Annotated in this window: 8 protein-coding genes; 3 read left to right on the top strand and 5 right to left on the bottom strand. The window is 37.6% G+C overall.

Annotated features, from left to right (window positions below):
• Window positions 1-19 precede the first annotated feature (19 nt).
• Together FEE95_RS10375 and FEE95_RS10370 are read left to right on the top strand one after the other, a co-directional pair.
• A complete protein-coding gene (locus tag FEE95_RS10375) occupies window positions 20-1465 on the top strand; it encodes an amidohydrolase family protein (RefSeq protein ID WP_138657876.1) in 1446 nt (481 codons plus the stop codon).
• A 6-nt stretch (window positions 1466-1471) separates the two neighbouring features.
• Complete coding sequence (locus tag FEE95_RS10370) at window positions 1472-2848, top strand: amidohydrolase family protein (protein WP_138657875.1); 1377 nt, start codon at window positions 1472-1474, stop codon at window positions 2846-2848.
• A gap of 42 nt (window positions 2849-2890) precedes the next feature.
• On the opposite strand, the gene FEE95_RS10365 is transcribed toward FEE95_RS10370, so the two are convergent.
• On the bottom strand, window positions 2891-6136 hold the full coding sequence (locus tag FEE95_RS10365; protein ID WP_138657874.1) for a S41 family peptidase: 3246 nt from the start codon (window positions 6134-6136) through the stop codon (window positions 2891-2893).
• Between the two features lie 101 nt (window positions 6137-6237).
• Here FEE95_RS10365 and FEE95_RS10360 point away from each other — a divergent pair, with 101 nt between their 5' ends.
• Complete coding sequence (locus FEE95_RS10360) at window positions 6238-6840, top strand: methyltransferase domain-containing protein (protein WP_138657873.1); 603 nt, start codon at window positions 6238-6240, stop codon at window positions 6838-6840.
• Window positions 6841-6853: 13 nt separating this feature from the next.
• Here the strand turns inward: FEE95_RS10360 and FEE95_RS10355 are convergent, their stop codons facing one another.
• The 4 genes from FEE95_RS10355 to FEE95_RS10340 form a co-directional block, all read right to left on the bottom strand.
• Window positions 6854-8512, bottom strand: coding sequence for an RICIN domain-containing protein (locus FEE95_RS10355; protein WP_138657872.1), 1659 nt, complete (start codon window positions 8510-8512; stop codon window positions 6854-6856).
• Window positions 8513-8745: 233 nt separating this feature from the next.
• Window positions 8746-9282: a hypothetical protein gene (locus FEE95_RS10350; RefSeq protein ID WP_138657871.1), complete on the bottom strand. Its 537-nt coding sequence runs from the start codon at window positions 9280-9282 to the stop codon at window positions 8746-8748.
• A gap of 364 nt (window positions 9283-9646) precedes the next feature.
• Window positions 9647-10579: an NAD-dependent epimerase/dehydratase family protein gene (locus tag FEE95_RS10345; protein WP_138657870.1), complete on the bottom strand. Its 933-nt coding sequence runs from the start codon at window positions 10577-10579 to the stop codon at window positions 9647-9649.
• Window positions 10580-10605: 26 nt separating this feature from the next.
• On the bottom strand, window positions 10606-12420 hold the full coding sequence (locus FEE95_RS10340; protein ID WP_138657869.1) for an HNH endonuclease: 1815 nt from the start codon (window positions 12418-12420) through the stop codon (window positions 10606-10608).
• Between the last annotated feature and the right edge of the window lie 175 nt (window positions 12421-12595).

The following is a 12595-nucleotide window of genomic DNA, read 5'->3' as shown; positions in this document are numbered from 1 at the left end:
TTTTCCATATTTTTCAGGTATGCGAATCTTACTCCTTATTGTTTTTTGTGCTGCCTTGAATTTAAACTGTTCTTTGGAAGAAAAAGAGCAATTTGACCTAGTTATCCAAAACGGAAATAGCATAGATTTAGAGACGGGAAACATTACCAAACAAAGTATATTTATTTCAGAGGGAAGGATTATAAAGGTCAATGACATAGAAGAAACAAACTCCTTTGAAGTCAAAAAAATCATTGATGCATCCGGGAAGTTTATTTTACCAGGATTCTGGGACAATCATGTGCATTTTCGAGGAGGGGATAGCTTAATTGATGCCAACAAGAATTTCCTAAATCTTTTTATTGCCAATGGAATAACTACTGTCCGCGATGCTGGCGGCGATTTAACCACTGCCATTTTAGATTGGAGAAAACAAATTGCAGAGGGAAGTCTAGTCGGACCTACGATATTTACTTCAGGTCCAAAAATAGATGGCGTAGCGGGTACTTGGGAAGGTTCTTTAGAGGTAGAAAATGAAATTGACGTTAGAAACGCTTTAGATATATTACAAAGAATACCTAGCGATTACGTAAAACTCTACGACAGTAAAATTTCTGGAGAAATGTACCTAAAAACAATCGTTGAAGCAGAAAAGCGAGACCTGATTGTTTCCGGACACATGCCTTTCACTGTGGAACTTAATCAAGCAGTAGATTCCGGAATTGATGCTATCGAACATTTGTATTACGTAATGAAAGGCTGTGCTTCCAACGAAAAAGAAATCACCCAACAATTAAAAAATAATGAAATCGGTTTTTGGGATGCCATGCCCTTGCTTATGGAAAACTATGAAGATTCCACTGCACAAAAAATGTTCTTCCATTTAAAGGGAAATAATGTTTATGTGGTCCCTACATTGCATATTGGAAAAACATTGAGCTATCTAGATGAAGTTGACCACAGTAATGATAAATACTTGAAGTACATGAGTACGGGTATTATCAAAACCTATGAGGGCCGCATCAATCGCGTAAAAAAATCTACCCAAAAAGCGATTGCCGATAGAAAAGAATTGGATAGGTTCTTTGGAAAGCTTGCAAATTCACTTAATGAGGCTGGTGTCGGATTGTTAGCCGGCTCCGATAGCGGAGCCTACAACTCATATACCTATCCCGGAATTTCGTTGCACAATGAATTACAAGCTATGGTCGCAAACGGAATATCGCCATTGAATGCCTTAAAAACATCAGCATACAACGGTTCTAAGTTTCTAAAAAAAGAAGCAGATTATGGTAATATCTCCCCAGGAAAAGTAGCCGATTTGGTGATTTTGGATGCTAATCCCTTGGATAACATAGAAAACACTCAGAAGATTCATACTGTAATTAAAAGTGGAAAAACTCATTCGAAAGAACAATTAAGGGGGCTTTTAGAGGCTGCCAAAACAATTCCCCCTTTGAAGGAGGAATCTATATTCATAAGATAAAAAATCATGAAAAAAACAGTATTTATCCTAACCATCATACTTCTATGTGCTTGTAACCAAGCACAGGAAAAAGCAAGTCCAACAGAAACCTTGATTTCCAATACGAATATTGTTGATGTTCGTTCAGGTGAAATTCTTAAAAATCGTGATGTCGCTATCGACTCAGGAAAAATAAAAAGTATCTCCGAATCCAATGCGAATGGAAAAATATTCACCACTGTTATAGATGGTAGCGAGAAATACCTTATGCCTGGACTAGCGGAAATGCACGCTCATATTCCGTCGCCATCAACCAATTCTGAACGTATTGAAGAAGTTCTTTTTCTTTATGTCGCTAATGGTATTACTACGATTCGGGGTATGTTGGGGCATCCGGCTCATTTAAGCTTACGCGCTACGGCCAAGGAAGGTAAAATTATCAGTCCACGTATTTTCACTTCGAGTCCTTCTTTAAATGGAAACTCAGTTAAAACAATTGAAGAAGCCACTGAAAAAGTAACAGCATATCAAAAAGCAGGATATGACTTTTTAAAGATTCATCCGGGGATTCAAAGAGATGTTTTTAACCAAGTTGTAAAAACGGCGAACGAAGTTGGAATCCCTTTTGCCGGTCATGTACCAGTTGATGTCGGCATTCGTCATGCCCTAGAAAGTAAATACGCCTCTATTGATCATGTTGATGGATTTTTGGAAGGACTCGTTCCAGAATCAGAAAATGTAGATCCAACTAAAAATGGTTTCTTCGGTTTTGCTTTTACTCCCCTAGCCGATACTTCTAAAGTTGATGAGTTGGTTCAAATGGCAAAGGAAAATGAGGTATGGATTGTATCCACCCAAAGTCTTTTTGAAAGATGGTTCGCTCCTATTTCAGCTGATGAACTGCTCAAACAACCTGAAATGAAATATATGCCAGGAGCTACATTGAAAAATTGGAAAGAGCGTAAAGAAGCATCCACCGATTCAGAGACGGGATTCAATGCACCGCAATGGCAAATGTTTGATAGTATTCGAAAACTACTCATCAAGGCTTTAAGTAAGAATGGACACGGAATGTTATTAGGCTCTGATGCCCCACAACTATTTAATGTTCCCGGGTTTTCAATTCATCATGAATTAAATGGCATGCTAGGTGCTGGGATGGCTCCCTTGGAAATCATTCAATCCGGCACTATCAATCCAGCAAAATACTTTGATATGGAAGATACTTTCGGCGAAATCAAAGAAGGCTTGGATGCCGATATGGTTTTATTGGATTCTAATCCGTTAGAAAATTTGAATGCCCTAAAAGAAATCTCAGGTGTCATGTTACAAGGGAGATGGATCCCAAAAGAAGAAATCGAGGAAAAACTTGCCATTGTAGCCAAACATGCCGCTCAGAACTAAAAAACGGACCAGGTATGTAGATTCCTGGTCCGCTTTCTCTAATTATTTTACTTCCTTCATCAATTCTTCGATAGAGCGTTCTAACTGCTCATCGCGGCCTTTTCCAATAACATCAGGATTATTCTTAACCTGAATCTCAGGGTCGGTCTCATTGTTCTCTAACCACTCGCCTGCCTTGTTTTTTGCACTTACGGGCACTACACCCCAAACACCACCGTTTGGAAGGCGTTCCCATCCAGCAAAACTACAGGTTCCAGGAACCGGCATTCCTACAGTCTTTCCTATTTTTAAATCGCGATAACCACTAGCAAAACAAGAACCGTCACTATACATGGACTCATTGAACATGGCCAAGGTTGGTTTTGTCCATCGCGAAGTTGGCTCTCCCCCTACTACTTTAGACTCGGTTTCATAAGATAAAAAAGGAATTCCCGTAAAGAACATGGCCAAATCGGCCACCAAGTCGCCTCCACCATTAAAGCGCGTATCAACAATTACTGCCTTTTTATCTGAAAACTTACCCATCATTTGCTCATAGATTGAACGGTATGGCTCGTCGCTCATTCCGGGAATATGAACATAACCTAAAGCACCGTTACTTTTTTCCAATACCTCTTTCTCATTTTTCTTAACCCACCTTCTGTAAAGTAGCGATGATTCTTCGCGCAATGATATGGGCTTTACCGTAATTTGCTTTCGATTACCTGAAGAATTTACAATGTCGAGCAGCGTAAAGTTGCCTGCTTTTCGGTTCAAATAACGTGCAATATCTCGATTGGGTGTTATGGTTTCCCCATCTATTTTGTCGATAAGCATTCCAGGGCCTAATTTGAAATCGGCCTTGTCAAGTGGACCTCCTTTGATTACCTCAGCAATCTTAATTCCGTTTCCTTCATGTTCGTAATCCATAAAAATACCTAATGAAGCAGTGGCGTCTCCGTTCGCTATATTGTCGTTATAGCGCCCCCCTGCATGCGAAACATTCAATTCGCCCAAGAGTTCAGAAAGCAACTCCGCAAATTCAGTGGAATTTCCAATATGCGGCAAATATTTTTCATATTCCGCTCGCATGGCTTTCCAATCGATGCCATGAAAGTTGGAATGGTAAAAAATAGCATTAGTCCTAAGCCAAACATGGTCGAACATATATCTGCGTTCAGCGTCAGCATCAAGTTTCATTTCTGATTTGATTTTGACCGGTTTTGTTTTCGAACCCTTTAAATCGACCTTTGCAATTTTACCATCACTTAACAGAAAAAGGTTTTCTTGCTTCGAATCCCATTGTAAACTGCCCGATTTAGCTCCTAAAGAAATCAACATCTTGGTTTCTTTTGTACGAATTTCTGTTTCCCAAAGGTTTAAATCTTTCTCAAAACGAGCGAGATAGTAGAGTTTTTCACCGTCTTTTGACAATACGGCATCACTCAATCGCGAAGAATGAATAGTTAATCTACTTTTTCGTAGTTCCATATCTTCCCAATCAAACTTAAGGGGCGTTACCGGTTTTTCCTTTTTGTCCTCGCCTTTTTTCTTCTTCCCTTTTTTATCTTTTTCATCATCCTTCGAATCATCTTTATCCTTTTTATCACCTTCTTCGAGTTCCTTCATCAAGTCATATTCCTCTTTGGTCAGATTAAACTTGTCATAAGCATCTTTAGTAAAAAACATGCTATAGACATCAAATTCACTATTTCCGCTGGTAGCATAACTTTTTAATCCGTTTCTATTGCTGAACCAAAGCATTTGCTTTCCTTCATTGACCCACTTGGGCGACATATCATAGTAACCGCTCTTCGTAAGGTTCTTACGTTTTTTTCCATCAACAGAAAGTAATAACACCTCGCTATTGCTCAACGTTTGTCCCCAATCGACCAAAAGCCATTTACTATCCGGACTCCACTTAAAATATTTGTCCCCATCTGAAAAGTGATACAGTTCTTCAGGGGTTAGCAAAGTAACCGTCTGTTTCGTCTTTAGATTCATTACTTTAAGTGTTCTACGACCTTCTATAAATGCGACGGACTTTCCATCGGGCGAAAACTCTGGTAGGTAATTATCTTTGTCATTACTAATCAGCGTGTCTTCTTTTACCAGCGTTGCCGCGAAAAAATACTTTTCCTCTTTTCGCACTTTCTTGGTTTGATAGATATCCCATTTTCCGTTGCGTTCACTTGAATAACTTACCGCCTTTCCGTCATGTGTAAATTTTACAAAACGTTCTTGTTCAGGAGTATTGGTCAATCTTTTTGTTAAGGAACCATCAACGGACGTTACAAATACTTCTCCCCGTGAGATAAAAGCAATTTCTTTTCCATCCGGAGAAATATCCATTTCACGAACACCTCCATTTACCGAAACATATTTATCAGCATTCGAACCCGCCTGTGTACGGATATTGATTTTCACTTTCTTAGGCTCTCCTCCTTCTGCCATGGTGTATATCTCTCCATCATAAGAAAAGGATAATATTCCATTTCCATTACTCAAGAAGCGAATAGGATGCGTTTTGAATTCGGTCACCTGCACCTTTTCGGATGGATTATCCAATGTCATTCGATGCACATTGAAAGTGCCACTTTCTTCGCTTAAATAGAAAAGGGCGGTCCCGTCCTTTGAATACACTGGATTGCGGTCCTCACCCTTAAAAGACGTAACCATTTTATGAGTATCTGCAGTCGTATCATAAGTCCATAAATCACGGGTAATAGCAGAAGTATGGTGCTTTCTAAACTCATCTTCATACCCTTTTAAATCATGATAAACCATTTGAGTTCCGTCGGCATTCACTTGCACATCTTCTGCCGGAACCGTCAATACCTGTTGTACCCGACCGCCTTTTGCTGGAACACTGTACAGCTCAGGTTGCCTGCTCGTAGGATACTGTCGATGCTTGACATCATCTTGGCGCATAGCCCCAAAAAGAACTGCAGTATCATCAGACGAAAAAGAATATGGTTTCTCGTCAGCACTATGAAACGTAAGCCGCGTGGCAGGGCCTCCCATGGCATCCATAGTATACACATCAAAATTACCATAACGGTCAGATGCAAAAGCCAGGGTTTTACCATCTTTACTCCATTTTACACGGTAATCATGGGCGTCATGAAAGGTTAGTTGAGTGGCGTCGCCTCCTTGTGCAGCAACCCTATACAAGTCACCTTTATACGTAAATGCAATGGTATTTCCGTCAGGAGAAATTGATGGATATCTTGCCCATTGTGGTTCGATTTGCGAAAAACTTAGAAGAGAACAAAATAAGGCGAGAATAACAATGGGTTTGGTTTTCATAAATTAAAGATATAATTGAAAGTTGTCGCGAAAGATAGGAAAAGGGATAAAATCTAGCTCCTTTTTTAACGTAGTTTTCATAATGATGCTATCTTTCACTTATGAATAATTCCGATGAACAAAATTATTGGACTCTTCGCTACAAAGAAGAACGGACAGGATGGGATATTGGCTATCCTTCCCGACCTATAAAAGAATATATCGACCAACTTGATAATAAGGGTATTTCAATTTTAATTCCAGGAGCCGGAAATGCCTACGAAGCGGAATATCTATGGAAGCAAGGTTTTCAAAATGTATTTGTGATGGATATTTCTGAATTTCCTCTAATACAATTTCAAAAACGGAATCCTGATTTTCCAGGGGAGCAATTGCTGTTAGCCGATTTCTTTCAGCATGAAAACCAATACGACCTCATCTTTGAACAGACGTTTTTCTGCTCTTTTGTTCCTACGGATGCTAATAGAAATCGGTACGCAAAACAAATGGCTTCTTTGTTGAAATCAAACGGAAAACTTGTCGGAGTTTGGTTTGATATTCCCTTGACTGGTGATATGGAAAAACGACCTTTTGGCGGCGATAAAGATTTGTATTTAAGTTATTTACAGCCCTATTTCGAAACCATTACTTTTGAAAGATGCCATAACTCTATTCCACCTAGAATTGGCAATGAACTGTTCGGGATATTTAAAAAGCGTATTTAAACCGACAAAGCTTTTATTGATCTATTCGCTCAAATTCCCATTGCTGATTACCTCTTCCATGAAATGGCCATGTAATAAGATTCGTACCAGCTGAAGTCCTTCGTCCAAAAACATCCATATATTGATTATCTGAAAGGTTTCTGATATAAAAATAACCTTCTTCTGCGGCAGGTTCTATTGCCCATTGTTGACTTGTTTGGCCTTCATATTCCCATTGCTGAACATTATTATAGCGTTGCCCCGATACCGGTTCCATTTGAGCGGCCTTGTTTGAATACGTTGATCTAATCACATACGCACCAGAATCGAGAATCTCTAGATTCCATTCTTCACTTTCAGCTTGTCCTGTTGTGCTCTCTTGTGAAATATTTATGCCATTATCTGAAGATAAACTAGACAGTCCTAAAACACGACCGCTATGCCGAGCTCTAATAAGATAATCACCCTCAGGTATAATCAGACTTTCTTGAGTTCGTATTTTGTGTATGATTTGCAAACCTGAATTTCCGGAGGCAGCGAATATGTAGTTTCCATCAGAAACAACATAATTAATAGAACCATTTAGTTCTACTACGCCCATTAAATCTAACAATTCATTCTTTACTTTGATAGCCAAACCAGCACCTCCATTTGCCAAAAGTGTAGCATTGCCATTGACTGATACCGCATTTGTAACCTTATCTGAAGGAATAATATTTTCAGGGTCTAAAAGAATTGGTAAACGCTCTTCAAGTGCACCGGTAGTAAGATTATATACTCCAGCTCCTTGGGCACCTTCTGCCACAATGACTTGATCAGCTGTCATAGATATAGTTCGCTTTGCGTCTTCAACAAAACTAGAACTCATGTTTATTTGTGAAAGGACATTTAATTCACCATCCATTATTGTAACTCCTGTACTACCATCCAATACAGCTAATTTTCCGTTTGCGGAAGTTACCGACCGCAAGTCATCAAAAGTGACTTCACTAGACTTTAAGAATGCATTGCCATCATATTTAGCGATAGACCCTGCTACCCCACTAGTTACATAATAGGAGTTTTGTATTTTAGTAATACCAGTTGCCGTATTACCTTGTTGGTAGAAATATTCCACACTATTTAAATCGATACTACCATTCTGAACAGCAATTTTTGCTATAAAAGATTCACCCGTAGCCTCCAAAACTTTTTCAGTATCTACACTTCCTAACACATATACATACCCATTGTCATATAAAATAACGTTGGCATCTCTATTAAACATGTACATTCTTGAAACTAAAACTGGTGACAACGGATCGGTTAAATCAATAACATCAACCGCACCTGCAAAAGTCTCACCGATAGTATTATAGGAAACATAGGCATATTCATCTTGGTAATCTACATGGGTAGCGGCAAGATTTGAACTTCCTTCAAAAGCGGGACTTGACACTTGACCTACCAAATTAAGATGGAAATCACTCGTGGTACTTAACGACATACCTCCATTTTTACTAGATATTTCATGTTCAAAATAAATATCTAAAATACCGTTACTGCTGTTGCCAATTCCGTTTGAGAGCACAGTATTGCTTTCTTCCAATACCAGTTCTCTACCTAGACTTTGTTGGTCAATATAGGTTGTTTCATCTGTACAGCTGGCAACAAAGACCAGTGCAGAAAGAATTATTAGGTATATTTTTTTCATGGGGGAATAGGTTTAAAAATCGAATTTGGCTGCATAGAAAACTGTTTAATTCTGATTTTATTGTAGGATAATACCACCTTTCGATAAAGAGCATGTCTAATAAAATACAGTAGTAAGGAGGTTTTTTTTAAATACCAAACCTAATTTATAAGTTTAAAAAGACACCATAGCTGAATTAATCGGAGTACAAGAAATGGGTGGTTCCGTATTTCTGTTCAAAAGGCCCTGAAGTTCTACTTGATTTTTGAGCGAAACAAACCTAAAACAGCTCTTGATATTTTATAGAAAACAAAACACATCAAAGCAATAATACTTCCAAAGCCTATTGGGATGATTGCCCCAAAAGTAAAGGCAGAACCTATCACCCAACCCAAAAGATATTCTGATTTGTATAGCGGGAATATAAAGGCAAGGAGGAATATGCCTAGCATAATGTACTCTATCACATCAATTTCAAAAGTGAAGAAAAAAGAAATAGTTATGGCTATTGCCATGGCTAATAAGAATCTCATAATTACCCTTCTCAAACTCTCCGATGCCACCGGTATTGCTGGGCCATCTATACGCTTATGTATACGATAAAGCAAAAACCAAGTAAAAAAAGGAAGGACCAAACCGCCCAACCAATTGGGGATCCCCGGTAAATTATTGTCATGCAAGAGATAGTGTGTGGGAATTCCGCCGTGAAAAAGGTCCCATGTAATATGGCCCCAAATTAAAAGAGTGACAACAGCGGTAATGCCGACACGTAGACTAAGTCGTAGTTTCATGATGATTAATTTTTGATTGATGATTATAAGACGCAAGAATTTCCTTCATAGTTGCCTACGGAAAAATGCTATTCCCTTTTTTAGGGAATATTAGTGAGACGTAAGGAGTTGTAATTTGTTACAATTACTCGTCAAAAGTTCCTTCCCCTAGCAGGGGAAGGTGGGCGAGCCGAAGGCAAAGCTCGGAAGGGGTTGAGACCAAGCCTTTAAACATATCATAGACCTTAAGTAAAAGACCCCTACTAAGTCTTCAACCAAATTTAAAATACACCAAATCCCAAAACCTCACGAGTTTAACCCCTTCCGTCTTGCTCGCCGCACTGCAAGCCACCTTCCCCTTTCTGGGGAAGGAACAGGTAAAGCACTATTTTATCTTATAATCCTGAAGAATACTTCGAATTCCTTCTGTGTAGCTAGTAACCTCAAAATCAGGAAATCGTGCCTTAAACTTTGAAGAATCAAAAATATTATCGATTTGATATCTAGGGAATAATTCTTTTATCTCTTTTATCATCGGGTGGAAAAAGGACATAATTTTAAGCACAAAAGAATGCAATACCGTATACTTTATTTCCCTTCCTAACTGACGAGAAATCTCAGCCATAAACTGTTTATACGTCAATCGATTATCATCACAGGGTAAATGCCAAGTTTGCCCGTAGGTATCTGGAGTATTCGCCAGTAATGCCATTCCCCTACTCGCATCTGGAGTGTATATCAAAGTTCGAAGTACTTTATCATTAAGAAACACCTTTGGTTTTTTGCCCTCTAGTAAAGCTCCAAAAACCAGGGCATTGGTAAAACCTTTTGTTTTCCCGGGACCATAGAATTCGGGTGCTCGGCAAATGAGCGCTTCTATCTCCTTGTTTGCCATTGCTTTTAAGAGCATTTCAGCCGCTAATTTCTTGCCCATACCCTTTTTAACTGAAGAACTCATCGGAGTATCTTCTGTCTGAACAGCCGCATCTTGAGGATACATATAGGTATTATCAAAATAGACCAGCTTGCAATTTTGCTTTTTACAGCCCTCAATGACATTCTCCATAATACGGACCCAATCACGAAGCCAAACTTCGGAGGTATAAGGCAAACCAACCGTCATATAAGCAATCTCCGTATTTTCTAAAGCCTTATGGACATCTTCGATATTGAATAAATCAGCTTTGCATAAAACATCATCTGGGTGTACCTTTTTCGGGTTACGCCCTACTAATTTGATTTCGTCGGTGTAATTGGCTCTTAGCTCTTTGGCGAGTTCTTCACCAATGATGCCGTTTGCGCCAAGGATGGTGTGCATGGTTGTTTTTTATTTAGAGAACTGGACTAGGGTTCTTCATGGGAAGTTTTGTTAGGTGTGTTTTTTAACTTTTCAATATAGGAATCATAAATATTTGGTGTGTAATCATGTGCTTTTTTGTTTTCTTCGTTCTCATTGAGGTAAGAAATACATTCAAGATTAGCTATGTAATTACCTTCTTTTTCATATGGATTGAGTTTATTGATAATATTAATTAGCTCTTTACTTAATTTTAATGAAATTGGAGATTTCAACTGAAACAGTTCTTCTATTTGGTGTTTCCGGGTTCTAGAAAGATGAAACCCTTCGTAATTGATTCTTAATAAAGTAATTGCCTCATAATGTATTCTTGTTAATTGCAATTCTTCTATATGTTTTTCGCTTCTTTGTGCTAATACTTCCTTTAGTTTTGACAAAAATGGTGATAAAAAATCTTGGCTTGAAAAGCCTTTTCTTGACATTTCTGCAACAATTGGTATGTGAAATAAATTATGGCTTAATTCACTAATTACCTTTTGTCTTATATCATTGTAAATAGTTGGAGCAGAAAAGTATCCAAGATGATAGTATTTAGCTCCAATGAATGCAAAAGCCAATTGTGATAGGTTTAAGCCTGTTTCACGTCTTAACTTAATTTCTATAGCTTCTTTACTTAGTCCAAATGAAATGTGACCTTGTAAATTTTCGTCAAACGTATACCTAATTTGTTTTTTGTAGAGCTTTTGAATCTCAAAATTGTACTGTTGTAATTCATAAGACGAATTCAAAATTTGTTCTAGCTTAACATGATACTGTTTACAACAATTTTTAAATAATTTATTACTGGCACATAGGCAGGATTCATTATCATTTTGCCTTTTAGTAAGACTGATAGGTTTAATTATTTTTTCATTATCTGGAAGGTCATAATGAATACCTATTCCACTACCTTCTTTACTTCCAGTATTTGTTAGAGTCGGTTGTACTTGCCCTATTTTCTTTTTAATTTCTAATTTTGATTCAGTAATCTCATAATAGCCAGGTAAGCTAAATTTTTGTCCTTTTAAGTTTTCATATTTAATTACATTCGTGGCACCAATAAATATTTTGACTCCCTTAACAGAGACCCAAAACGGAACCTTTTTTGGGGTGGGTTCGCCTTTTGGAACCTCAAGTTCTGAATTGGATGTTATTATTCTAAAAGATTTTTCATTATTACCTACTAAACTAATTCCGTTATACGTTAAATTGATTTTAGAGATAACAATATTATTTGGTGGTAAAAATTTTATCTCTAGACTTAACTTTCCAAGTTTCTCGCGTATAGATATTTTATTTCCAATAGTCTGAATGTCAAATGCATTTGCAGAACCGAACCATTCATTATCTGAAATCCAAGCTAATTCGTTATTGTTTGAATCAAAAAAGGACGCTGAAATTCTTGGTGTTGAGTTGTGAATATCTTCAGAAGGTAGTATTGACAAAATAGTTTTATCATCTATTTCTATAATATTTGATGTTTGAATAAACGTATTTCCACAAACGGTTACAACAAATTCTTTATTTGGGTCAATATCAATTTCAAATTTTGAAAAACCTGAGGTGTTGCAAATGGGATTAATTCTTGCACTCAAAATTTTGTCTTTCGACCATATTTTTCTTGTAATATATGAGTGACAGGTAGGACAAAGTAGAGCGATTTTATCTGGACTATGTGTTTTAGCTTTATGAAACTCAGGGTCAATATGTTCATATTCGTAAATAGCATTACCACATATAACACATCCATAACCACATGACTGTCTAACTTCTCTTTTGATTGCCTCAGGAATATGTCGTGATAATCCAAACTTATTTAGCATTTTAATTATCTATTTTCAATTTAGTCTATAGCATGTCTTCAATAAACACCTAACTCGTTTATAACATCATAAATATAAGTGTTGTACAACCAAATTGGGAGATAACAATACATTTATGCTATTTCTTAGCAAGATAAATACCATCAGGTTCTTAACACCGCATTAAGAAATCCCC

Origin of the sequence: Maribacter algarum (ex Zhang et al. 2020) (assembly GCF_005885635.1) — a bacterium.
Taxonomy (GTDB): domain Bacteria; phylum Bacteroidota; class Bacteroidia; order Flavobacteriales; family Flavobacteriaceae; genus Maribacter_C; species Maribacter_C algarum.
The sequence above is the reverse complement of the archived record's forward strand: the minus strand, read 5'-3'. Positions and strand labels throughout refer to the sequence as shown.

Coding starts and splice junctions, on each gene's coding strand:
- FEE95_RS10365 (WP_138657874.1), bottom strand. CDS start 6,136: ATGAAAACCAAACCCATTGTTATTCTCGCCTTATTTTGTTCTCTTCTA.
- FEE95_RS10355 (WP_138657872.1), bottom strand. CDS start 8,512: ATGAAAAAAATATACCTAATAATTCTTTCTGCACTGGTCTTTGTTGCC.
- FEE95_RS10350 (WP_138657871.1), bottom strand. CDS start 9,282: ATGAAACTACGACTTAGTCTACGTGTCGGCATTACCGCTGTTGTCACT.
- FEE95_RS10370 (WP_138657875.1), top strand. CDS start 1,472: ATGAAAAAAACAGTATTTATCCTAACCATCATACTTCTATGTGCTTGT.
- FEE95_RS10360 (WP_138657873.1), top strand. CDS start 6,238: ATGAATAATTCCGATGAACAAAATTATTGGACTCTTCGCTACAAAGAA.
- FEE95_RS10345 (WP_138657870.1), bottom strand. CDS start 10,579: ATGCACACCATCCTTGGCGCAAACGGCATCATTGGTGAAGAACTCGCC.
- FEE95_RS10375 (WP_138657876.1), top strand. CDS start 20: ATGCGAATCTTACTCCTTATTGTTTTTTGTGCTGCCTTGAATTTAAAC.
- FEE95_RS10340 (WP_138657869.1), bottom strand. CDS start 12,420: ATGCTAAATAAGTTTGGATTATCACGACATATTCCTGAGGCAATCAAA.